Origin of the sequence: Pedobacter polaris (assembly GCF_005116505.1) — a bacterium.
Classification (GTDB): Bacteria; Bacteroidota; Bacteroidia; order Sphingobacteriales; family Sphingobacteriaceae; genus Pedobacter; species Pedobacter polaris.
This window is the reverse complement of record NZ_SWBR01000002.1, coordinates 663341-687990: the sequence shown is the minus strand read 5'-3', so window position 1 is coordinate 687990 and position 24650 is coordinate 663341. Positions and strand designations below refer to the sequence as shown.

The following is a 24650-nucleotide window of genomic DNA, read 5'->3' as shown; positions in this document are numbered from 1 at the left end:
TTTATTTTATACTTTCTAAAATTAATTTACTTTTTTCGAAACTTTCATGCACATGTGCATTTATGCCCATTTGTTTTGCAATGGCTACGTGAATCGCCCTATCATCAAAATAAAGGGAATTTTGAGGTTCTACCTGTGCAACCCCTAAAGCTAGCTTAAAAATTGATGGGTCTGGTTTAGAGAAACCTACTTCGCAAGAGGATATGAATGCATCGAAACATTCATGAAGGTTGAATTTTTTAATTCTGTAATCGTTAAATTCTTTGCCTTCGTTATTAATAGAAAAGATTTTAACACCTGTTTGCTTTTTCCAATTAATTAGCCAAGGCAGAAAATCTGGCAACTGGGTTGTTTTAGAAAACATAAAATCAGAGAATTCTTGTTTGGAAAAGTCTCTATCAATGTTAAAAATGACCGAATCAAGGTATTGGTCTAAGTTTAGTTTTCCGTTTTCAAATAGCGGAAAAGCAACGGAATGATCTTTTTGAAATTGAATGGGCTCTAAGTTGAATTTTTCTATGGCTTGTATCCGCGAGGTATGGTTCCAGCCATCACTTAGTAAAACACCCCCAATATCTAAGAAAAGTATTTTTATATCGTTCATTATTTTTTTTGTGGATGAGTAGTGTGAACATGGTATTTTTCTTTAGCTAACCATAGTTTAGCACCACCTTTTATACCATCTTTATTTGAAACAAGCTTGATATTTTTTTCTAGGTCGAAATTAATCTCATTTGAATTTCCGCCGCCAATATACAATTTGTCGTAATTAAAAACTGTTTTATAGATCTCAATTAAATATTGTAGACGTTTATTCCATTTCTTTTTACCAACCTTATGATAACCTCTGTCACCTATAAAGTCATCATAATCATCTGTTTTATTTACTGGTAAGTGTGCTAATTCTAAATGTGGAAGTAGTTCTCCATCAAAAAGAAGAGAAGTGCCAAAGCCAGTTCCCAGCGTAAATACAATCTCAAATCCTTTACCACTTACAATTCCTAAGCCTTGTTGGTCGGCATCGTTAATTAAACGAACAGGTTTGCCGAATAAGTCTGCCACTTGTTGAGCTAAATCAATGTTTACCCATTGGTTTTCTGCTAAATTAGGTGCAGTTTGTACTATACCCATTTTTACATAACCAGGAAAACCTATTGAAATCTTTTCAAATTTTTTAAAATCAGCACAAAGTTTCTTGATAGCTTTCAAAACTTCTTCAGGTGTAGAATTCTTTGGGGTAGGGGTTTTCTTGAAATCCGTTAATAACTTCCCTTTTGGACTTAATAAACAAGATTTGATGTTAGTGCCACCGATGTCTATCGATAAAATATCGCCTTGTGGAACCTTAGTTTTTACTGGCATAGCTTAAATTGAAATCAACAGTTTTACTACTTGTTGACCTAACAAATTTACAATCATTATATAGCTTAGCCATAATATTTTTGTAATAAGTTATGCGTAATTATTAACAAGCTAATATTTAGTGTTAGTAAAAATTATATATTTACTAATAAATGTGTTATTTGCTTTTGCATTTCTGTCATAACAGTGCATAACAGTTAGTTTTCAATCAATTTTTATTTTAGACAAACCAAATATAAAACTATGCAAGCAATTTTAGGTGTATTCTTTCATTTTATCGGTGGCTTCGCCTCTGGTAGTTTCTACATTCCGTATAAAAAGGTAAAAGGCTGGTCTTGGGAGAGTTACTGGATAGTAGGCGGTATCTTTTCATGGCTAATTGTTCCGCCATTGGCAGCTTATTTAACAGTTCCAAATTTTACAGAATTTTTAAGTAGCGCAACTGGAAGTGTGTTGTTGCTAACTTATTTCTTTGGTGTTTTATGGGGTATAGGTGGATTAACCTATGGCTTAGGTGTTCGTTACCTTGGTGTTTCATTAGGTAGTTCTATTATATTAGGACTTTGTATGGTGTTGGGTTCAATTCTGCCATCAATTTATTTTGATGTATTCCCGAAAGAAGGTAAAGACACATTTACGATGTTTTTAACAACAGATTGGGGTCAGATGGTACTGTTAGGGCTTTTAGTTTGTGTAATTGGTATTATCATTTGTGGTAAAGCCGGAATGATGAAAGAAAGACAGTTAAAAACGGCTGTTACAGATCCTCATGGGTTAGAAGTAAAAACAGAGTACAAATTTGGGTTAGGTTTGTTTGTAGGTATTGTTTCTGGTGTGCTAAGTGCTTGTTTTAATTTTGGTATCGAAGCCGGGAAACCAATTTCAGATGCAGTTAATACAGTTTGGAAAGCAGCTAATCCTACTGAAACTACTAATTTCCTTTATTCAAATAATGTAACTTATATCGTTATCCTTTGGGGTGGTCTAACAACCAACTTCATTTGGTGTATGATTTTAAATGCCAGAAATAAAACTTTCGGAGATTATACTAATGCAAAAACTCCACTGTTAAAAAATTATATTTTTTCGGCATTAGCCGGGACAACTTGGTTCTTACAATTCTTCTTTTACGGTATGGGCGAAAGCAAAATGGGCAATGGAGCAAGTTCTTGGATTTTGCACATGGCGTTTATCATTTTAATTGCCAATGCTTGGGGTCTTATATTAAAAGAATGGAAAGGTGTGTCAAAAGGTACATTAATTACTATTATAGTAGGTATAGCTACAATTATACTTTCTGTTTTAATAGTAGGTTATGGAAATTCAATTAAGGTTTAAAAAAATAAAAATTATATAAAATGTCAATCGATACAAAGAGTTATAAATACGTAAGTTATTTATGGGATGATGAAGAGGCTGCAAAATTAGCGGGTGATGAGGTGGCTTTATTAATTTATCGTTCTAATTTATTAGGTGCAGATTTACGCTTAACCAATTACGGTGGTGGTAACACTTCTTGTAAGTTGCAAGAAAAAGATCCATTAACGGGCTTAGAAACCGAAGTAATGTGGGTTAAGGGGTCAGGTGGCGATTTAGGTACTTTGAAAAAAAGTGGCTTAGCTGCACTTTATGTTGATAGATTAAGAAGTCTTAAAAATATTTATCGTGGCGTAGCACATGAAGATGAAATGGTTGAGTTATTTAACCATTGTATTTTCGATTTAAGTTCTAAAGCGCCTTCAATTGATACGCCTTTACATGGGTTTTTACCTTTTGCACATATCGATCATTTACATCCTGATGCAGCTATTGCAATTGCTGCAGCTAAAGATGGAAAGGCAATTACTGAAAAGCTTTTTAACGGAACAATTGGTTGGGTAGAATGGAAAAAACCAGGATTTGAATTAGGTTTATCCCTTAAAAAATGTTTAGACGAAAATCCAGGTATTAGAGGGATTATGCTAGGTTCTCATGGCTTGTTCACTTGGGGCGATACCGCTTACGAAAGTTATATCAACACTTTAGATGTAATTGAAATATGCTCAGAATACCTAAATGAAAATTATGGTAAAAGAGGTTCAGTTTTTGGTGGACAAAAAATAGAAAGTGCAGCAGTAGATCAACGTAAAAAACAAGCGGCTGCTTTAGCTCCCGTTTTACGTGGCTTATGTTCTTCAAAGCAACACATGATTGGTCACTTTACTGATGATACAAGGGTGTTGGAATTCATTAACTCAAATGATTTAAGTCGCTTAGCGCCAATGGGTACAAGTTGTCCAGATCACTTTTTGCGTACTAAAATAAGTCCGTTGGTTTTAGATTTAGCCAGTGATGCTGATTTAACTGATGTAGCTGCTTTAAAAGCTAGTTTAACACCAGCATTTGAAGCATACAGACAAATGTATACTGATTATTACGAGACTTGTAAACATCCAAATAGTCCAGCAATTCGCGATACTAACCCAGTTGTAATTTTATATCCAGGTATTGGAATGTTTACTTTTTCTAAAGATAAACAAACGGCTAGGGTAGCTGCAGAATTCTACACCAATGCCATTAACGTAATGAAAGGTGCTGAAGCTATTTCAGAGTATACTTCACTACCACACCAAGAAGCATTTAACATCGAATACTGGTTATTAGAGGAAGCGAAATTACAACGTATGCCTAAACCAAAACCATTAACTGGTAAAATTGCTTTAATTACGGGCAGTGCTGGCGGAATTGGAAAAGCAATTGCTAAAAAATTCATTGCTGAAGGTGGTGTAGTTATTTTAAATGACATGAATGCAGAGCGATTAGCAGAAGCAGGAACAGAATTTGAAAAATTATATGGCAAAGACGCATACAGTACAGCAGTTTTAAATGTAACTAGCGCTAATGATATCAATACCGCATTCGATTCTGCAGCTTTAGCTTTTGGAGGAATTGATATTGTAATTAATAATGCAGGTTTATCAATCTCTAAATCAATTGCTGATCATGGTGAAAAAGACTGGGACTTATTGTATGATGTTTTAGTAAAAGGACAATTTTTTGTAACTCAAGCAGCAGCAAGTGTGATGCAAAAGCAGCATATTGGCGGAGATATTATTAATATTGTAAGTAAAAATGCTTTAGTTAGCGGACCAAATAATGCAGGTTACGGCAGTGCAAAAGCTGCTCAATTACATTTAAGTCGTTTAAATGCTGCAGAATTAGGTGCAGATGGTATCCGTGTAAATGTGGTAAATCCAGACGCTGTAATTAGCGATAGTAATATCTGGGCAGGTGGTTGGGCAGAAGGTAGAGCAAAAGCATACGGAATTACCGTTGCAGAATTGCCTGCTTATTATGCAAAACGTACCTTGTTAAACCAAATTATATTACCAGAAGATATTGCAAACGCTTGTTTTGCTTTTGTAGGTGGCTTGCTAAGTAAATCAACAGGAAACATGTTAAATGTTGATGGTGGTGTGGCAATGGCATTTGCTAGATAAATAATAAATGTAACCACAGATAAAAAGGATGGACACAGATAAGAAATTAAATCTGTGTTTATCTGTGTAATCTGTGGTTTAATATTAAACCTATAACCTAACCGTACTCATGAACATTGAGAAAAACCAAATAGAACAACATAACGATTCGCTAATCAGCAAACACCAACAAAAACTGAATAACCTAAAAAGCGAGTGGTCACATATTGATATTGAAGCTGTAATTAAAAAGTTAGTAGACTTTCAAATTGCCATTCCAAGTTGGGCTTTAGGAACTGGAGGTACACGTTTTGGACGTTTTGCGACTGGTGGTGGAGAACCAACAAATCTTGAACAGAAAATTGAAGATGTTGGCCTTTTACATGCTTTAAATAATTCTAGTGGAGCTATTTCTCTCCATATTCCATGGGATATTCCTCAAAACCCAGATCAGATTAAAAGTTTAGCAGCTAGTTATGGATTAAAGTTCGATGCGGTAAACTCAAACACGTTTCAAGACCAACCTGGTTCTCCAGTAAGTTATAAATTTGGCTCTTTGCAACACGTAGATAAAGCAGTTCGCAAGCAAGCTATTGAGCATAACATCGAAGTAATTAAACAAGGTGTTGCCTTAGGTTCAGAATCTTTAACCGTTTGGTTGGCAGATGGTTCTTGCTTTCCAGGTCAATTGAACTTCAGACAAGCATTTGAAAATACTTTAGCAAGTTTACAAGAGATTTATTCGGCTTTGCCAGCAAACTGGAAAATGTTTGTAGAATATAAAGCTTATGAGCCTAATTTCTATTCAACAACTGTTGGAGATTGGGGTCAATCTTTATTATACGCTAATAAATTAGGAGATAAAGCTTATACTTTGGTTGATTTAGGTCACCATTTACCAAATGCAAATATTGAGCAAATTGTTTCTTTATTATTAATGGAAGGTAAATTAGGTGGTTTCCATTTTAACGATTCTAAATATGGCGATGACGATTTAACTACAGGTAGTATCAAACCTTATCAATTGTTTTTAATCTTTAACGAATTGGTTGAAGGAATGGATGCAAAAGGTATGGATCACGCAACTGGTTTAGGCTGGATGATTGATGCATCTCACAACGTAAAAGATCCTTTAGAAGATTTATTACAGTCAATTGAAGCAATCATGATTGCCTATGCGCAAGCTTTATTGGTAGACAGAAAAGCATTAGTTGCAGCACAAGAAAATAATGATGTTGTACTTTGTCAAGAGATATTACAATATACTTTTCGTAGCGATTTGAGAGCAATAGTTGCCGAAGCAAGATTAAGAGCCGGTGCTGCATTAGCTCCCTTAAATTTATATAGAGATCTAGCTTGTAGAAAAACATTAATTGGGCAACGTGGACAAAATACTGTAGCAACAGGATTATAATTTAATAAAATGCCTAAACCTGTAATTGCCATATTTGATGTTGGGAAAACGAATAAAAAGTTATTCCTTATAGATGAAGAGTATCATATTGTGTACGAACGTTCTGCCCGTTTTGTAGAAACGTTAGATGAAGATGGAGAACCTTGCGAAAATTTAGAAAGTCTAATTTCTTCTGTTCATGATTCTTTACATCAAGTTCAGAAAATGCAAGAATTTGATATCAAAGCCATCAATTTTTCTACCTATGGTGCAAGCTTTGTTTATCTTGATGAAAAAGGAAAACCGTTAACACCGCTTTACAATTATTTAAAAGCTTACCCTGAAGAGTTAAGCGCAGCATTTTATGCGAAATATGGGGGTGAAGAAAAAATTGCCCAAGAAACAGCTTCTCCGATTTTAGGAAGCTTAAATTCAGGTTTGCAGTTATATCGACTTAAAAAAGAAAAACCTGAAGTTTTTGAAAAGGTAAAATATGCCTTACATCTACCTCAGTACCTAAGTTATTTAATTACCGGAAAGGCACTTGCAGATATTACAAGTATTGGTTGCCATACTCATTTGTGGGATTTTACCAAAAATCAATACCATAGATGGGTGATAGAAGAAGGCTTAGCAGAAAAGCTGGGAGAATTTACACCGGCAGATTCTAGTTTAGAAACCAATTATGAGGGGATTAGCTATAAAGTAGGAGTTGGCTTACATGATAGCTCAGCTGCGCTTATACCATATCTGGCAAATTTCTCAACTCCTTTTGTGTTACTGTCAACAGGAACGTGGTGCATCAGCTTAAACCCTTTTAATCAACAACCGCTAACAGCAGAAGAGTTAAAGCAAGATTGCCTTTGTTACATGCATTTTAAAGGAAAAGCAGTAAAGGCATCACGTATTTTTGCAGGTTATGAGCATGAGCAACAGCTAAAACGTATTGCAGATCATTTTGATAGAGCAGCTTATCTCTTTAAACATTTAAAGTTTAACCCTGGTTTGTTTTTAAAATTGGCAGCTAAAGTGCCAGAAAATCAAGAACCACAACTTAAATTTTCAACTGTATCTGCATTTTCCGAAAGAGATTTAAACTTATTTAGAACTGCAGAAGAAGCCTATCATCAACTGATCTATGACCTAGTAAAACAACAAATTTATTCATTAAAATTAATTTTAAATCCTGGGGTTACCAGAATTTTTGTGGATGGTGGATTTGGAAAAAATGCAATCTATATGCATCTGTTAGCTATTTCAATTCCTCATATCGAAGTGTATGCATCTTCAGTTTCACAGGCAACAGCCATTGGTACAGCATTAGCTATCAATGAAGCATGGAATAAAAACCCAATTCCAACAGATATTATTGAGCTTAAATATTATTCATCTATTCAGCGTACAGTTTAGCAAAATATTGGTTATACACTAGTTAATTATTGTTACCTTCGAAAGAGCCTTAATGATATCGTTTTGAAACCAGAAGACCTTATAGCACATATTCTTGTAGATGAATATTCTTCCACACCAAAATATAAGCAATTAACAAATGCTATATTATCGGCTATTTCTAGTGGTAAGCTGAAGAAAAACAGTCTTTTGCCTTCAATTAATGAGTTAAGTTTTAAACTCGAAATCTCAAGGGATACTGCAGAAAAAGGATATCGACACCTGCGTAAGCTAGGGATTGTAGAATCTGTACCTGGAAAAGGTTTTTTCATTGTAAATGTAGATTTTGCTCGTAAACTTAAAATTTGCTTATTGTTCAATAAGTTAAGTACGCACAAAAAAATTATATACGATTCGTTCATCAAATCAATTGGTGAACAAGCGATGGTAGATTTTTATATTTACAACAATGATTTTGCGCTGTTTAAAAAAATGCTAATTAGCAAAAGCAATGATTATTCTCATTTTGTAATTATTCCTCATTTTAACGAGGGGGGAGAAAATGCACATGATATCATCAATACCATTCCGAAAGAAAAATTAATTATCGTAGATAAGCTTTTGCCGGGTATTATTGGAGATTATGCTGCAGCCTATGAAAACTTCGCACAAGATATTTACAGCGCCCTAGAGCAAGCTTTAGCTAAATTAGCTAATTATGATACGATAAAAATTATCTTTCCTAAGAACAGCTATTTCCCCCAAGAAATATTAACAGGTTTTTATAGATTCTGTCAGCAATATGCATTTAATCACAAAGTGATTCATAATATTAAAGATGAAGAAATTAATGTTGGCGAAGTTTATATCAACTTAATGGAAGATGATCTAGTGATTTTAATTGAACGTTTAATTGCTTTAAAATTAAAGATAGGTAAAGATGTTGGTGTAATCTCTTATAACGAAACCCCATTAAAACGGATTATTTTAGACGGTATCACTACCATTTCGACAGATTTCATACAATTAGGCAGTAAAGCAGCTGAACTGATCCTCGAAAATAAAACAGAAAAAATAGAAATTCCGTTCTATCTAACCCTTCGAAACTCTTTATAGTTACAAATACCTAAGCCACCATTGTCTATGCGTAGCTTTATATTTCTGAAACCAAATACAAGGTATATAAAGGATTGCTACAACTCCAAGCCAAATTACGTACACTATTGGTAGGGTATATCCAAAATCATTAGGACGGAACAAGAATGGTGATTGTGGTGTGCTAATCTGGTCTACGCCATACCCACTTGCAAAAAAGAATACCACAAGTGCAATATGAATTACATAAAAGTGTAATACATAATAAAAGAATGGCACATTTCCGTACACCATCATTATCCTACTAAACCAATTTTTAACGTTTTCTATACCGGATAAGAGCATTAATGCAGGGCCTAAAGTCATTCCGAAATATTGCAATGATGGCGGATACTTGCTCACATTAAAGAAATCGAAAATGGTTTTTAGTTGATCTGTATGTGCTGTTCTTGGATCTGGGTTACCATACAAACTAAAATAACGTAAAATAAGGAAAGATAAAAGGAGGCTTAATCCACTGTAAAATAGTAAGCGTTTTCTTTTGTTGGCATCGAAATTTGAATTGTACCAGTTACCAATGGAAAAGCCTAATAACATGGCGCCTGTCCATGGTAAAATTGCATAAAATAGCCCAATTAAATGGTTGGTTCCTAGTGGGATAAATGTACCTCTTGTGGTGAATAATGCAGCTAACAAGCCTCCGCTAAGCGTATCAGGTGCAGGAAGTTGTAGGTAGTTTAATAAGTTATGACCAAAAAATAAGATTAAGCCGACTATTAAAACCAACCGATGAGAAATTCTACTCAATATCCCTAATAAAATCATGCTCCAGCCAATTGCCCAAATTACCTGTAATACAATAAAATTATAGAATGGGTTAAAAGTTAAACCAAATGTAATTAATACGATTTCTACAAATAACAGCCATAAACCACGCTTTATTAAAAAATTACTGGCTTGTTTTGGTTCCTTATTTTTAGCTGATAGGTAAGCAGAAATGCCAGATAAGAAAACAAAAGTAGGGGCACAGAAATGGGTAATCAACCTTGTGAAATACAAAAACAGATTTGTTGTTTCTGGATTCATTGGGTCGCTCATCATGTTTCCATTGTTATGAAAAAAATCACGGGTATGGTCTAAGGCCATAATTACCATCACTAATCCCCTCAAAATATCTATAGAGAGGATGCGTTTTTTGTCAGTTGTCATGAGAGCGCTTGGTTGATTTAACTTAAAATTACAATAATCAATTAAAGATTAAAACTTTAGGTTTTTTATTTACCATATTCCCAATTAATTCTTCAGTTTCAATGTTTTTAAAATAAAGCGGTTGACTACTTTTTAATTGTTTTTTTAAGCAGTAGTAATGATGGAGGCAATTGATCCAATTAATAGCTGAAATTCTATCTTTCCATAGCTGTGGATACAAGAAAATAGTATCTGCTTCTAATCTAATTAGGTTTTTGCTTTCTAACTCTAGTACGTTGGCGATAATTTTAGCAGTTTGTTGTGCTAAATTAACTTTACCTGTTACTTTTTTATTCGCGTAGATCATTTGAACCTGTTATTAGAAATAAAAATGCGAAATTGAGTTTATATATTAAACAAAAATGCTATTAATCTTTCGACTAATAGCATTTAATTGTGCGGAGAGTTAGATTGCTCTACGTATTCTTATGAAAATACCAAAAACAACATAAATGTTATCATGCTTGGCTAGTTGTTACATCGGAGTTATTTGGCTCTCTAGTTTTTGTGTTCTGCATTAAGTTTTCAGCTATCGATTTTGGAAAATTTATCAGAGGAAGATTCACAGCTTCTAGCCCAGATAATGCTGTTACAGAAGCAATATATGATCTTATATAAGGAAATATTATAGCTGGGGCATTTAGATAAAAAAAACTTTTAAGATCTGCACTTTTCCCCTCTTCAACTTTAAATTTAAAATATCCAATACAATTACATTTAATTGTAAACGCATCATTAGCGTCTTTAACTTCAAAATCAATAGTTAAAACATATCCACTAGTGTCGTAATCAATCAACCCGGAAGGATTGAATGTAAATATTGGTTTCCCTGGTTTTACAGGATTTCTTTTAATGCTAAATTCGTCAATGTGAAATTGGTTTAAAGCAAATGGAGATCCATGTAGTTCTGCTATTTTAGTCATTATGCGGCTATAAAATATGAATCATCTGCATAAACAGGCTCGACAATAAACTCGGAAGCTGTATTTTCAAACCATAAGTTCCAATCCATTTGGAAATTTTCTCCTGTAACCCATTCATCAGTAGAAGAAGAATCTATTAAATCACATTCAGTAACAAAAGATAAGGAATCTTCAGGAAAGATGTTATAAAAATCATCCATCACATATGATAAAAACAACTTAATTTCATCATTATATGCTGATTCCGGATGAATCTCCATAAAATGTATATCTGAAAGCTCGTTGTATGACAACCTAATTCTAATATCGTCGAATTTGGTTACAACTGCATTAGCTTGCTCTAATAAAAAATCTTTGATAGTCATCTTTAGATTTTATAAAATTTATTTAATGTATTATTAATTAAATCTGAGTACTGTTTTGCATTTTCAATTTCCAGTTGTGAAATATTGTCAATGCCGTAATCAGCTTTGGTTCTCAGATTTTGTAATGCCAATAATTTTGAGTTAAAATCAACACTAACTAACCTTTCAGATCTATTATTTAAATCTTCTTTTATTTTCAGTTTAAGGTATTGATGAGTACCCTTATTTTCTGGCTTCTTTTTAGGGTTACATTCATTTTCAACCTGCTCAACATCCATACCATTGAAATTATTTAGGACTACATGTTTCAATAATTGTACACATCCATAGTAAAAGCAATGGACGCGGTTATCATTAAACACACTGAGTCCAGCATTGTTTGCAATGGCGAAAGAATTAATGGATTTGGAGAGCCAATTAGACATTAAGATTATATAGTTTTTTAATCTCATTTTGAAGGTGCAAAGGTACAATAATTAATGACATATTATATTTTCCTACTTTATGTGAGATTTGGTTTACAATGCAATCTATTATTTTGAAATCAAATTAACAAGACATTATTTAAAAGTATTTGTACCCATTACCATATTTCCCAATTTTTTAAATCATTTTATATATAACCTAAATAATCTAAACGATCACAATGACAAATATTAACTCATATCCAAAATCCAATCAATATCAACCAAATTGATTTATTGATGAAAACTTGTTGACTAAACTATAAAAATAAAAAAGCCTCTAGTAGTTTACTAAAGGCTTTAATTGTGCGGAGAGTGGGGGATTCGAACCCGCGGACCCTTTGACAAGTCAACAGTTTTCAAGACTGCCGCAATCGACCACTCTGCCAACTCTCCGCCGCAAAAGTACAAATCCTCTTTAAATCTGCAAACTATGAATAGCTTTTTTTTGAAGAAACTGGCTAAATGCCTATAACAGAGCAATAAAAATTTCTTATTTTTCCAATTTATCTTCTACTGGAAGTGGTTTTTTGAAGAGATTGAAGTTTGGACGTATAATTTTAACACTTCTTTTTGATAAATCTACACTCGCATTTAACTCAAAACCGATCAATAAAATTAAAGAATTTAAGTATAGCCAAATCATCACTACAATCAAGGTTCCAATTGAACCATAAATTTTATTGTAAGAGCCAAAATGATTAATATAAAATGAAAATCCCCACATGGTTAAAAAAGCAAGGATAGTGGCAAACCAAGAACCTGCACTGAAAAACTTCCACTTTTTGGCATGGGCTGGTCCGTAGCGGTATAAAATAGAAACTGTTATGAAGTACAAGACACCTAACAATGTCCACTGAGTAAACTGAATAGTAAAAAGTGTAATGCCACCTTTATAGTGTAACTCTTTTTGCAAATATTTTAATAAAATCTCACCAATTGCCATCGCTACAATGCAAACTATAACAGATAAGGCAATAATTACTGTTAAAACTACAGCAACCATCCTTTGCTTAAACCAAGTTCTGGTTTCTACAATAAGCGATGATTTATTAAAAGCAACCATCAATTTATGCACACCATTTGTAGCAAAAAATAGTGATAGCAAGAAACCCACAGATAGTAAACTGCCATTTTGAATGTTAACAATTTCAATAATGGTTGTTTCAAATGCTAAATAGGCGTTATTTGGCAGTACCAAAGCCAATAAAGACATTAAGGTATCTTGAAAGCCTATGCTTTTCGGTATATATGGAATTAAGGTGAACAAGAAAATGATGGCAGGAAAGATAGCCAACATGAAATTATAAGATAATGAAGAGGCTTTGTTTACCAGAGCTTCTTTTCCAATCTCTTTAAAGAAGAAAGTTGCTACTGTATAAAGTGGTAGTGGGCTAAAACCTGGCAGTACACAAACTTTTGTCCATGAAATGAACAATCTGTATAATCCAATTTTTAACAGTTGTTTATGAACCCAATCCATTTATTTAAAGTATTGACGAACTTGTTGCATGAAGTTTTCTGGTGGTTGGCATGGCCGTCTTGTTTGCTTGTTTACAAAAACCAAAACCGTTTTACCCGTATTAATCAATTCCTGTGTTTCATTGTATATCTCGTAATCTACAGTTAATCTAACAGTTGGTAGATCTTTTACTATAGATTTTATGGTTAATACCTGATTGTATAAAGCTGGCTTATAAAATTTTGATTGTAATTCTAATATAGGCAACATGACACCTTCGCTTTCCATAGTTTCATAGGTCATCCCAGAGCATGCTTCAAAACATTCTGTTCTTGCAAGCTCGTAATATTGTGCATAGTTACTGTGGTGTACAACACCCATTTGATCAGTTTCTACATACCTAACCTTTACTTTGCTTTCGTATACAAACATTATTTATAAATGTTACGTTTGTTCATTGCAGCCCTATATTTATTTGCATTAATTTCATGCTGTTCTCTGGTTTCTGCAAAGGCATGATAGCCAGAAAAATCTTCTTTTGCACACATGTAAATAAAGTTATTTTGCTCTCTATTTAAAACAGCGTCAATGGCATTTATACTAGGCATCATGATTGGTCCAGGAGGCAAACCAGCGTATTTATAAGTATTGTACTTAGAATCTAAAGCCAAATGCGAATTAAGTACCCTTTTAATAGTAAAATCGTCATTAGCGAAAATTACTGTTGGGTCTGCCTGTAATAAAATGCCACGATTTAAGCGATTTAAATATAAACCTGCGATGGTTGGCATTTCTTTGTCGTAAAGCGCTTCAGAATCTACTATTGATGCTAAAATGGAAACTTGGATAGGTGTAAGGTTTAATGCTGCTGCTTTTTTCTTGCGTTCGGCTGTCCAAAATTTAGCATATTCCTTTTGTATTTTCTCAAAAAAGTCTGTTGGGCTACTATTCCAATACATCTCGTAAGTGTTTGGAATAAACATGGTATAAATGTTTTCGGTATTGAAACCATACTTCTCTACCAATGCGGCAGAATCTAAAACATTAATAAATGCCAATGAATCTGCTTCCATGTTTTTAGCAAGATAAGCGGCAAAGTTTTCTTTCTTTCTTATATTTTGAAATTTCAGTTTTACTGCATCCTGATTGCCGGCCTTTAATTTGTTGATTAAAGTACGGTTATTCATTCCTTCCTTTACAGCATAACGACCAGGTTTTAAACTTTTAGGCAATCCCATCTTTTCAGCTGCTTCCTTAAACGCATCCGGATTTTTTAAGATACCTTTTTCTAATAAATTATGTAAAAATCCATCATAGGTCATACCAGTATTCACATAAATATACTTTTGGTTTCCAATAATGTTTGCTGCTAAGTAAGTTTTATAAATGTTAAATCCATAAGTTCCCCCTATAATTAAAAGAATTAAGAGAATGGCTAATATAATTTTTGTGCTTTTCTTCGCTTTTTTATCGTGTTCTAAAATCATGTTGGTATTACTAATTTTTTGGTTTGTTTGATAGTGTAATATTTACTGGTGTACCTATTTTAACTTTTACTAAAGTATCAGCTACTAAAGGAAATTGGGTTACAATAACTGCAGTTGCAGAATCTGTAATTTCACCTTCCCAAGTTATGGTGCCAAGAGTTAACATAGAGCCTCTTAAAGAGAATTTAGCTTCGTCAATTGTAAATCCTGTTAAGTTAGGCAGTTCAATGTCTTCGGCACCACGACCATCTCCAAGCGTTAAGTTAATAATAGAACCAGTAGGTAAAACTTCACCAGTTCTAATTATTTGACCGCCAAAGAAAGTTTCAAGCACTACATCTTTTGCTACATCTGGTTTGTAAGTCGTATCACCTAACTTTAAACGGTAACTTTCTAATATTGCTTGTGCTTCTCTTAAAGATTTATTTTCAATATCTGGAAATTTAACATTTGGAGCTTGTGCAGTATTAATAGTTAAATAGATAGTTCTATTTCCCTTTACAAAAGTGTTAGCATCAGGATCTTGATCGGTTACAATACCAGGAGGTTTATCCATAATATAAACCGAATCAATTTCATAACGTAAACCCAAGTCTTCTAGTTTGCTAACTGCTTGTGCTAACGTTAAACCTTTAACTTCTGGTACATTTAAGCCCTCGCCATGTTTGGTGTAATAACGTAAACTAAAAAATGCGATTAATAAAATAGCTGCAACTGTACATACAGCAGCAATGAGGTTGTTTCTGAAAGATTTTGTTTTAAGGTATGCAATAAATTTGCCCATTATTTTTCTTTAGGATTGATGTTAACAGTTCAAATTTAGCTTAAAAAAATATTTTATCTCAATTAAAATCAAATCTGCATCAACTAATTTATATTTTTGGATGTAAAATTTAACATCAATGAAGAAAACAATTGCATTATTAACAGGAGGCACAACAGGTGAGTGGGTTGTTTCAGTAAAAAGCGCTGCAACAATAGCTCAGAACATAGATACAACTAAATTCGAGGTATATAAAATTATGCTTAATGAAAATGGTTGGTTTTATGAACCTTCAGATTCTGTTAAAATTGATATAGATAAAAACGATTTCTCATTGACAATAAATGGTAGAAAGATAAAATTTGATGGTGTTTTTATTGCCATTCATGGTTCGCCAGGTGAAGATGGAAAACTACAGGGTTATTTCGATATGTTGGGTATTCCTTATACTACTTGTAGCGCGTTAACATCTGCCATTACCATGAATAAAGGCTATACAAAAGCAATTGTTGATGGGATTAAAGATTTGAAAGTTGCAAAGTCTATTCAAATATTTAAAAATGCTACTTACTCAATTGAGGATATTAAAAATCAATTAAAACTACCCTATTTTGTTAAACCTAATAATGGGGGCAGTAGCATAGGCATGAGCAAGGTAAAACATGCAGATGATTTAAAAGTAGCATTAGATAAAGCCTTTAACGAAGATAATCAGGTATTAATAGAGGAATTTGTAGAAGGAAGAGAGTTTTCGGTTGGTGTTTTTAAAACCAAAGGCAAAATAATTGTTTTACCAGCTACCGAGGTGATTCCTGCAAATGAATTCTTTGATTTCGAAGCTAAATATACGCCGGGAGCTACTGAAGAAATCACTCCAGGTAGAATGTCTGATGAAGAAAAAAGTAGAGTTGAAACAGTTGTTACAGCAGTTTACGAGAAGTTAAATTGTAATGGTATTGTTCGTATCGATTACTTTTTAGAGAACGATACCGATAACTTTTATTTTATCGAAATAAATACCATTCCGGGTCAAACAGCAACAAGTTTTATTCCTCAACAAGTGGCGGCTATGGGCATGGAATTAAAGGAGTTTTATACTCAAGTTATTGAAGAATCAATTTAAGTTAATATAATCCTATAAGGTTTTAACCTTATAGGATTATTATTTTTTATACTATTGTTTTCTGCCATTTACCTCGCTTAAATAAAATAAATGCGGCTATGGTAATTCCAACTTCTGCTACTGGTATAGCAATGAAAACTCCTGTTGGGCCCATGTTTAAATATTTCGCTAAAAAGAAAGCAAATGGAATTTGGAACAACCAAAATGCAATTACATTAATTTTTGTTGGTGTCCAAGTGTCACCAGCACCATTAAAGGCACTTACCAATACCATCCCTATGCCATATAGCACAAAGCCATAACTTAAAATTCTTAGGGCTTCAATAGCTACAACTTTTATTTGCTCATCTGTAGTAAAGAAAGCAGCAAAATATTTACCGCAGGTTAAAAACAATATAGTAACACAAGCCATAAATATAACGGAGTACTTCATGGTTACAAATACAGATTGTTTTGCCCTATCCATATGCCCTGCACCCATATTCTGGCCGACCAATGTGGCTGCTGCATTACTTAAGCCCCATGCTGGTAGCATAAAAAACATCATTAAACGTAATGCTGTTTGGTAACCTGCCGATCCATGATCTCCGCCAGTAGTAGCTACCAATTCTGCTAAAAATATCCAACTACAAGAAGCAATAACGAACTGTAAAATTGCTGGGGCAGCTATTTTAACAATCGCCTTAATTTGTTCCCAATGTGGTTTAAAATAAGATAATTTAATTTTCAACGCACTGTTTCCCCTGGCTAAATGAAATATTTGATAACAAACACCAAGACCTCTTCCAATAGTTGTTGCTATTGCGGCACCTGTTAACCCAAATGCTGGGATAGGACCAAGGCCTCTAATAAATATTGGGCATAAAATACAGTTCGCAACATTTGCAATAATTAAACTTTGCATGGCGATAGAAGCATTTCCAGCTCCTCTAAAAATCCCATTAATTAAAAATAATAGCATGATAATCACACTACTACTCATCATTATTTGAACAAAAGTAGTGCCTTGTACAGCTGTAGTTTCTGTAGCACCCATTAGCAAGAGAATTTCCTTTGCATAAATTAATCCCGCAATGCTGATTACTACATTTACAAATACAGCAATCACAATTGCCTGCATTCCTGCTTTTGCAGCCGCCTCTGGATTTTTCTCGCCAATTCTGCGAGCAACTACAGCTGTAGCCGCCATGCTCATGCCTATAGCCAGTGAATAAATAATGGTTAAAACAGATTCTGTTAAACCAACTGTTTGTATGGCATTACTGCTATTTGGTAAATGACCTACAAAGTAAAGATCTACCAAGGCAAATACAGATTCCATCATCATTTCTAGCATCATAGGAATTGCCAACAGAAAAATTGCTTTGCGAATGCTAATAGTTGTATAATCTGTTTCCTTGCCAATAATTGCTTGCCATAAAACAGTAAAAAAATTAGTAAAACTATTTTTAGTTTTTGAAGATTGTAACATTATAAAAAATTAAGATATAAACCATTAGATGCTTGTTGTAAAGCATCAACTATTTGATAAAAGAATGTGGATTTAGCTTATTAACAGCCAAATTTTTCCCTCGATACTATCATGGTTCAGTAGAATTTAATGTTGCAAAAATATAAAATAAATTTAAACAGCAAAATTTAACTTGATTATCAGTTTGTTAAGAGATTGCTGTAACAAGAATTGCTAATTTTTATCAAAACAATAAAACTAAACTAATTGAATTTAACCTTAAATAATATCTGCAAAAAGTATGGTAGCCATACGGTTTTAGAATTTGATGAATGGAAAATCAATTCGGGAATTTACTGGCTAAAAGGTGGAAATGGAACAGGGAAAACTACGCTGTTTAGAATTATATCTGGTCAAACTCCATTTGAGGGAACTGTTTTATTAAATGAGATAAATCTGAAAAAACAGCCAACTAATTTCCGTTCAAAAATTAGCTATGCAGAAGCTGAACCACAATATCCATTATTTGTTACAGGGAAAGAATTACTCAATTTTTATGCGGCTATAAGAAAGGCCAGTCAAAGCGACATAGATTCGTTAACTGATTTGTTTGAAATGACAGCTTATTTAAATCAAAAAATTGGAGATTATTCTAGCGGAATGTTAAAGAAACTCTCTTTAATCTGTGTGTTTATTGGCGATGTATCGCTTTACATTTTAGATGAACCCTTAATTACCATTGATACAGCATCGGCTGATAAATTGTACCGATTAATAATTGAAAAATCGGAGCAAGGGAAAAGTTTTTTAATCTCATCTCATCAAGAAATTGATGCAGCTAAATTAAAGGTTGATGGTGTTTTTGTAATCGAAAACAAAAAAGTAATGATATGCTAAAGCTATTAATTAGAACAATAGGCGCAACTTTTTACCAACGGCATGTTGGTTTGTTTTTGGTTATTTTCTATTTACTATTCGGCATGATACAAGGTTATGACTTAATTCTATTTCATAAAGCTTTGTTGCTTTCCATTTGTTCTTCGCCATTAAATCTTTTAATTCTATTTGGTATTTGGATTTTATATTCGTTAAAATCCTTGCTTTTTGTAAGGCAAAAGCTTTCTCAAGAAGATTATGGTTTTGCAAAAGAATTAACAGCTGTTTCTAAAAAAGCACAAATCATTATATGGATTAAGGTTTATTCATTTCTTCTTGTTCCAGTTTTGTGTTATGCAGGTTTAGTTATAATTACCTCAATTGTTCATCAGTATTTCTTTAGCTTTTTTGCTACCATTGCGATGTTAGGTTTAGTAATGATATCGTTAGCTATTTATACCTATCGCTCTAGCAATTTCAATTTTAATGTTTCAAAAGCTTGGTTAAATTTCCCTAATCTTAAAATTAATAAACCATTTTGGTCTTGGCCAATTTGGTATTTGTTAAACGAACAACGAATAATGCTATTGATTTGTAAAATCGTTTCTTTTTTGGCTTTTAAGGCTATCTTATTGGTTTTTGCAGACATACCTAATGACATTAGGATTTATTTAACTGCTTTGTTAGCTGTGGTTTTAAGTCACGCCATACTGATTTTGAACCTCACAAAATTTGATGCTTTCTATAACTCCTTTGCTAAAAACTTACCCATTAATGCAATTAAGAGGTTGACTTATTGGGTTTTTGTGTTTGGTTTGTTGTTAATTCCAGAATTGATATTGCTTGTAGTTTCTACCGGAATTACCCCATTACAATTTGCTAATTGTGTTTTGTTTTGCTTGGGTTCTATATTAGTTCTGCAAGCCCTAGTATATTTATTAAAGGCAAACACGGATAGGTATTTACAGTATCTTTTGTTCTTTTTCTTTGTAAGTATGTTTGCTATTCTTGGTGGGTATTATTTACCCTTTAGTTTAGCTGTTATTATTCTTTCCACTATTATTTTCTTTTGGAATTACAATAGCTTAGACTTAAAAGAATTATCAGTGTAAGCCCTGAACCAGTGCAATCATCTAAAATCTATGAAATTCACCTAAAATCTGTGAAATCAACTTCTAAATACTATAAGCTTTAATCATTTCTTCAGTAACCTTACAAGAACGCTGAGTTTTTAAATCAATCATTACATATTCAAAAACCCCATCTGAAGAAATTTTACCTGTTGTTTTATTAATGATTTCAAATTGTACATTACTACCTTTTTCATTCATTTCTAAAATCCCGGTTCTCACTATCATTTGATCGCCCATTTTTAAAGGACGTTTAAAATTGATACTAACTTTTGCTACAACCCACCCAAAACCTTGTTCAGAAAATTTTTCCCAACTCATGCCATAAAATTTTTCCATTTGCTCATAACGGGCTGCTAATACATAATCTAAATATTTGCTGTTATGCACATGGTTAAACATATCTATATCGTCTGGACGAACATTTAACACTGTTTCGAAGATGCTGAATTGATTTTTTTCCATCAGCAGCAAAAGTAAATGATTTATTATTTAGAATGTCAAAATAATGCATTTTCACCGTCGGCGCTCCGTCAATCCTGTGTCGGTTCACCGTCGAAAAGCCTATTTGGACGGTGAACCGACGGTATACCGAGCCTATACGGACGGTGAACTTGTGGTGATTCACTCTGAATTGGTTAGATTTGCGTTTAAAATTTCGACTAGTGTGTTTTATTATTCGATGTAATTTTTGTATACCATGTACATTATTTAATTGTTGGTGGTTTTGCAGTCAATCGATATGGTTATAATCGCACAACTGGAGATTTAGATATTTACCTTAAAGACGCTATTTGGTTTGGATTTGCGATCCAGACCTTTAGAACCGAGATTTCAAATCCTCAGTTATTTAAATCTTGTAAATGCCGAGGGGAAATTGACATTTCAAAAGAACCAATTCCTTTGTTAAATAAACCCGACTTAGCGAGATGCCGCCTTCACGGCAGAAGCGAGGGCGGGACTGAAATTGCCGAAGACTTAGTACTTCTGATTTTCAAACATTTAACTAAAAACTAGTCATCGGATGAATATTTGTAAAATGGATATATTCATCCGATGACAATACTTGTTTTTATACTAAACTTAGCTTATCTTTGCGCCACATTAATTAATTTTAACTTTAATATTATTCAAGAATGTATTTAAGTCCAGAAAAGAAAGCCGAAATCTTTAAACAACACGGCGAAGTAGAAACCAACACTGGTTCTGCAGAAGGTCAAGTAGCGTTATTTACATACCGTATTGCGCACTTAACAGAACACTTAAAGAAAAATCGTAAAGATTTCTCTACTCAGTTGTCACTTCAAAAATTAGTAGGTAAACGTCGCGGTATTTTGGCGTACTTATTTAAAAAAGATATTAATCGTTATCGTGCTATCATCAAAGCCTTACAGCTAAGAGATATCATCAAATCGGTGTAATGTTATAAAAGCCATTCTTTTAGAGTGGCTTTTTTTAGTTTAATACTCGAAAATAAAATATAAACTCGATCTGTTCGAAAGAGGAAAAACAGATCACAACATTAAAATATGAATGTAATAAAAAAATCGTTCGATTTGGGCGATGGTAGAATTGTAGAAATTGAAACAGGTAAATTAGCTAAACAAGCTGATGGTGCTGTTGTAGTTAAAATGGGTGATACAATGTTGTTAGCAACAGTAGTATCTACAGTTGGTGCCAAACCAGGTACAGATTTTTTACCATTATCGGTAGATTATCAAGAAAAATATGCGGCTACTGGCCGTATTCCAGGAGGATTTTTACGTCGTGAGGCAAGATTATCTGACTATGAAGTGTTAATTTCTCGTTTGGTTGATAGAGCTTTACGCCCTATGTTCCCAAGTGATTATCACTCTGATACACAAGTAATGATTTCATTGATCTCGGCTGATAAAGATATCATGCCAGATTGTTTAGCTGGTTTAGCAGCATCTGCAGCTTTATCAGTTTCTGATATTCCTTTCAATGGCCCGATATCTGAAGTACGTGTAGCTAAAATTGATGGTAAATTGGTAATCAATCCATTAGCTAGCGAATTAGAGCGTGCAACTTTAGAGTTTATGGTTGCTGGTTCAGCTAACGATATAGGTATGGTTGAAGGTGAGTGTGATGAAATTCAAGAAGATGAAATGGTTGAGGCTTTAAAATTTGCACATGCTGCAATTAAAGTTCAATGTGCTATTCAGGTTGAATTAACTGAAGCTACAGGCAAAACTGTAAAACGTGAGTATAACCACGAAGATCATGATGCTGATTTAAAAGCGAAGGTTTATGCTGATACTTATGATAAAGTTTACGCAGTAGCGAAAGCTGGTGGTGATAAAGATGTTCGTAAAAAAGGTTTTACTGATATCATCAATGAGTTTTTTGAGGCAATGCCTGAAGATACTGCAGATTTAACCAAAGCAATGGCTAAACATTATTACCATGATGTGCAGTATGATGCGATTAGAAATCTATTGTTAGATGAAGGTATCCGTTTAGATGGTCGTAAAACAACTGAAATTCGTAAAATTTGGAGTGAAGTAGGTTATTTACCTGCAGCTCACGGCTCAGCGGTATTTACACGTGGTGAAACTCAATCTTTAACATCAGTTACTTTAGGTAGCAAAGATGATGAGCAAATGATTGATGGTGCTTTTGTTAATGGTTACAACAAATTCTTATTACACTATAATTTCCCTGGTTTCTCAACTGGAGAGGTTAGACCTAATAGAGGTGCTGGACGTAGAGAAATTGGACACGGTGCATTAGCACAACGTTCATTAAAGAAAGTATTACCTGAAGGTGAAGAAAATCCATATACAATTCGTATTGTTTCTGATATTTTAGAATCTAATGGTTCATCATCAATGGCAACTGTTTGTGCTGGTACATTAGCATTAATGGATGCAGGTATTAAAATCAAATCTCCAGTTTCTGGTATTGCAATGGGTTTAATTACTGATGAGAAAACTGGTAAATATGCTATCCTTTCAGATATTTTAGGTGATGAAGATCATTTAGGTGATATGGACTTTAAAGTAACTGGTACTGAAAATGGTATTGTTGCTTGTCAAATGGACTTAAAAATCAATGGTTTATCATATGAAGTATTAACTAAAGCTTTATTACAAGCTAAGGAAGGTCGTTTACATATTTTAGGTGAGATGAAGAAAACCATCGCTAAGCCTAATGAAGATTTAAAACCACATGCTCCTCGTATTGTTTCATTAAGTATTGATAAAGAATTTATTGGTGCAGTAATAGGCCCAGGTGGTAAAATTATTCAAGAAATGCAACGAGAAACTGGTGCATCTATCTCTATTGAAGAGGTTGGTAACAAAGGTATCGTTGAAATTTTTGCTGATAATAAAGCTGCAATTGATGCTGCCGTTGCTCGTATAAGTGCAATTGCTGCTAAGCCAGAAATTGGTGCAACTTACCAAGGTAAAGTAAAATCTATCATGCCATTTGGTGCATTTGTAGAAATTATGCCAGGTAAAGATGGTTTATTACATATCTCTGAAATTTCATGGGAACGTTTAGAAACTATGGATGGTGTACTTAAAGAAGGCGATAAAATAGAAGTTAAATTGTTAGATGTAGATAAACAAGGTAAAATGAAACTTTCTCGTAAAGTTTTATTGCCAAGACCTGAAAAACCTACAGCTCCACAAGCATAATTAAAAAAGTCCGAAAGTCCGTATGTCGGAAAGTCGGAAGTTATATAAACCCTTTCAGTTTTACTGGAAGGGTTTTTTGTTTTTGAGATTTGTCATCCTGAGCGCAGTCGAAGGATCTAACTCGATAGATTCCTCGTTCCTCGGAATGACAAAACTTGATTAATAAACTAACCCTTTTAGTTTACTGGGAGTTTTTTTGTTAGTTACAAACGGAAATTTGCCTTTAGAAAGTTCGTTATATACGGATTTTCAAGCTTGTTTTGTATATTGCATTTCTAAGAAGTCGCAATGACGAAATAATAAAATAACCGAATAACAAATGAAACACATCATAGCTCCATCTATACTTTCTGCTGATTTTGCCAACCTACAACGCGATATCGAAATGATCAATAATAGTGAAGCAGACTGGTTTCATGTTGACGTAATGGACGGGGTATTTGTACCAAATATTTCTTTTGGCTTCCCGGTTTTAAAATCAGTTAAACAATATGCTAAAAAGCCTTTAGATGTGCATCTAATGATTGTAAATCCAGAAAAATATATCCAAGAATTTGCAAAAGGAGGAGCGGATATCATTACTGTACATTATGAAGCTTGCACACACTTACATCGAGTAATACAAATGATAAAGGATGCTGGCTGTAAGGCAAGTGTAGCTTTAAATCCGCATACACCTGTTAATTTGCTTAAAGATATTTTACATGATTTAGATATGGTTTTAATCATGTCTGTAAACCCGGGTTTTGGTGGTCAGCAGTTTATTCATCAATCTTTAAATAAAATAACAGCGCTAAGGAGAATGGCTAATGAGATTCATCCCCAACTTATAATTGAAGTTGATGGTGGGGTAAGTATTTCCAATATTGACAGCCTAATTAAAGCAGGTGCAAATGCTTTTGTAGCTGGTAATGCAATCTTCGCAGCGGAAAATCCTGCTCATATGATTTCAGATATGAAAAAAATAGATATTACTGCTAATCAAATATAATCTTCT

24 protein-coding genes and 1 tRNA gene are annotated in these 24650 nt (G+C 33.5%); 11 read left to right on the top strand and 14 right to left on the bottom strand.

Going from position 1 to position 24650, the window contains the following annotated elements; all coding sequences use genetic code 11:
• Position 1 precedes the first annotated feature (1 nt).
• Both FA048_RS09170 and FA048_RS09165 read right to left on the bottom strand, forming a co-directional pair.
• Positions 2-604, bottom strand: coding sequence for an HAD family hydrolase (locus FA048_RS09170; protein WP_136840108.1), 603 nt, complete (start codon positions 602-604; stop codon positions 2-4).
• Entirely contained in the window at positions 604-1362 is a 759-nt protein-coding gene (locus tag FA048_RS09165; RefSeq protein WP_136840106.1) for an ROK family protein, read from the bottom strand. The genes FA048_RS09170 and FA048_RS09165 overlap by 1 nt, the downstream gene beginning before the upstream one ends.
• A gap of 243 nt (positions 1363-1605) precedes the next feature.
• Between FA048_RS09165 and rhaT the strand changes: the two genes are divergently transcribed.
• From rhaT to FA048_RS09140, 5 genes are all read left to right on the top strand, one after another.
• Positions 1606-2700: an L-rhamnose/proton symporter RhaT gene (gene rhaT / locus FA048_RS09160; RefSeq protein ID WP_136840104.1), complete on the top strand. Its 1095-nt coding sequence runs from the start codon at positions 1606-1608 to the stop codon at positions 2698-2700.
• A gap of 20 nt (positions 2701-2720) precedes the next feature.
• Positions 2721-4841, top strand: a complete 2121-nt coding sequence (locus tag FA048_RS09155; protein ID WP_136840102.1) for a bifunctional aldolase/short-chain dehydrogenase — start codon at positions 2721-2723, stop codon at positions 4839-4841.
• Positions 4842-4950: 109 nt separating this feature from the next.
• Complete coding sequence (locus tag FA048_RS09150; RefSeq protein ID WP_136840100.1) at positions 4951-6234, top strand: sugar isomerase; 1284 nt, start codon at positions 4951-4953, stop codon at positions 6232-6234.
• Positions 6235-6243: 9 nt separating this feature from the next.
• Positions 6244-7623, top strand: a complete 1380-nt coding sequence (locus FA048_RS09145; protein WP_136840098.1) for an FGGY-family carbohydrate kinase — start codon at positions 6244-6246, stop codon at positions 7621-7623.
• Between the two features lie 63 nt (positions 7624-7686).
• Positions 7687-8718 (top strand): GntR family transcriptional regulator, encoded by a 1032-nt coding sequence (locus FA048_RS09140; protein ID WP_136840096.1) that lies wholly within the window; start codon positions 7687-7689, stop codon positions 8716-8718.
• Here FA048_RS09140 and FA048_RS09135 read toward each other — a convergent pair whose 3' ends face one another.
• The 10 genes from FA048_RS09135 to FA048_RS09090 form a co-directional block, all read right to left on the bottom strand.
• A complete protein-coding gene (locus FA048_RS09135; protein WP_136840094.1) occupies positions 8719-9906 on the bottom strand; it encodes a DUF1624 domain-containing protein in 1188 nt (395 codons plus the stop codon). It abuts the gene before it with no gap.
• Positions 9907-9943: 37 nt separating this feature from the next.
• The gene (locus tag FA048_RS09130; RefSeq protein WP_136840092.1) at positions 9944-10252 is read right to left on the bottom strand and encodes a hypothetical protein; all 309 of its coding nucleotides are present in this window, start codon (positions 10250-10252) and stop codon (positions 9944-9946) included.
• Positions 10253-10403: 151 nt separating this feature from the next.
• Entirely contained in the window at positions 10404-10868 is a 465-nt protein-coding gene (locus FA048_RS09125) for a protein-export chaperone SecB (RefSeq protein ID WP_136840090.1), read from the bottom strand.
• Positions 10868-11233 carry a hypothetical protein gene (locus FA048_RS09120; RefSeq protein WP_136840088.1) on the bottom strand — a complete coding sequence of 122 codons (366 nt, stop codon included), beginning with the start codon at positions 11231-11233 and terminating at the stop codon, positions 10868-10870. Before FA048_RS09120 ends, FA048_RS09125 begins: the two co-directional genes overlap by 1 nt.
• Before the next feature lie 2 nt (positions 11234-11235).
• Positions 11236-11658, bottom strand: a complete 423-nt coding sequence (locus tag FA048_RS09115; RefSeq protein WP_136840086.1) for a hypothetical protein — start codon at positions 11656-11658, stop codon at positions 11236-11238.
• A 348-nt stretch (positions 11659-12006) separates the two neighbouring features.
• A tRNA-Ser gene (locus tag FA048_RS09110) sits at positions 12007-12093 on the bottom strand.
• Between the two features lie 97 nt (positions 12094-12190).
• Complete coding sequence (locus FA048_RS09105) at positions 12191-13180, bottom strand: YihY/virulence factor BrkB family protein (RefSeq protein WP_136840084.1); 990 nt, start codon at positions 13178-13180, stop codon at positions 12191-12193.
• Entirely contained in the window at positions 13181-13591 is a 411-nt protein-coding gene (locus FA048_RS09100; RefSeq protein ID WP_136840082.1) for an acyl-CoA thioesterase, read from the bottom strand.
• Complete coding sequence (gene mltG / locus FA048_RS09095; RefSeq protein WP_136840080.1) at positions 13591-14646, bottom strand: endolytic transglycosylase MltG; 1056 nt, start codon at positions 14644-14646, stop codon at positions 13591-13593. Before mltG ends, FA048_RS09100 begins: the two co-directional genes overlap by 1 nt.
• A gap of 10 nt (positions 14647-14656) precedes the next feature.
• Positions 14657-15430, bottom strand: a complete 774-nt coding sequence (locus tag FA048_RS09090) for a PASTA domain-containing protein (protein WP_136840078.1) — start codon at positions 15428-15430, stop codon at positions 14657-14659.
• A 118-nt stretch (positions 15431-15548) separates the two neighbouring features.
• Between FA048_RS09090 and FA048_RS09085 the strand changes: the two genes are divergently transcribed.
• Complete coding sequence (locus tag FA048_RS09085) at positions 15549-16532, top strand: D-alanine--D-alanine ligase (RefSeq protein WP_136840074.1); 984 nt, start codon at positions 15549-15551, stop codon at positions 16530-16532.
• Positions 16533-16578: 46 nt separating this feature from the next.
• Here the strand turns inward: FA048_RS09085 and FA048_RS09080 are convergent, their stop codons facing one another.
• Entirely contained in the window at positions 16579-18003 is a 1425-nt protein-coding gene (locus tag FA048_RS09080) for an MATE family efflux transporter (RefSeq protein ID WP_136840072.1), read from the bottom strand.
• A 246-nt stretch (positions 18004-18249) separates the two neighbouring features.
• On the opposite strand from FA048_RS09080, the gene FA048_RS09075 reads away from it, so the two are divergent.
• The gene (locus FA048_RS09075; protein WP_136840070.1) at positions 18250-18879 is read left to right on the top strand and encodes an ABC transporter ATP-binding protein; all 630 of its coding nucleotides are present in this window, start codon (positions 18250-18252) and stop codon (positions 18877-18879) included.
• Entirely contained in the window at positions 18873-19970 is a 1098-nt protein-coding gene (locus FA048_RS09070; protein ID WP_136840068.1) for a hypothetical protein, read from the top strand. Before FA048_RS09075 ends, FA048_RS09070 begins: the two co-directional genes overlap by 7 nt.
• 63 nt (positions 19971-20033) lie before the next feature.
• On the opposite strand, the gene FA048_RS09065 is transcribed toward FA048_RS09070, so the two are convergent.
• Positions 20034-20453: an acyl-CoA thioesterase gene (locus tag FA048_RS09065; protein ID WP_136840066.1), complete on the bottom strand. Its 420-nt coding sequence runs from the start codon at positions 20451-20453 to the stop codon at positions 20034-20036.
• A gap of 671 nt (positions 20454-21124) precedes the next feature.
• On the opposite strand from FA048_RS09065, the gene rpsO reads away from it, so the two are divergent.
• The 3 genes from rpsO (at position 21125) to rpe (ending at position 24644) form a co-directional block, all read left to right on the top strand.
• Positions 21125-21409 carry a 30S ribosomal protein S15 gene (rpsO, locus tag FA048_RS09060; protein WP_136840064.1) on the top strand — a complete coding sequence of 95 codons (285 nt, stop codon included), beginning with the start codon at positions 21125-21127 and terminating at the stop codon, positions 21407-21409.
• A gap of 108 nt (positions 21410-21517) precedes the next feature.
• On the top strand, positions 21518-23653 hold the full coding sequence (gene pnp / locus FA048_RS09055) for a polyribonucleotide nucleotidyltransferase (protein WP_136840062.1): 2136 nt from the start codon (positions 21518-21520) through the stop codon (positions 23651-23653).
• Positions 23654-23972: 319 nt separating this feature from the next.
• Positions 23973-24644, top strand: coding sequence for a ribulose-phosphate 3-epimerase (rpe, locus tag FA048_RS09050; protein WP_136840060.1), 672 nt, complete (start codon positions 23973-23975; stop codon positions 24642-24644).
• Positions 24645-24650: the final 6 nt, after the last annotated feature.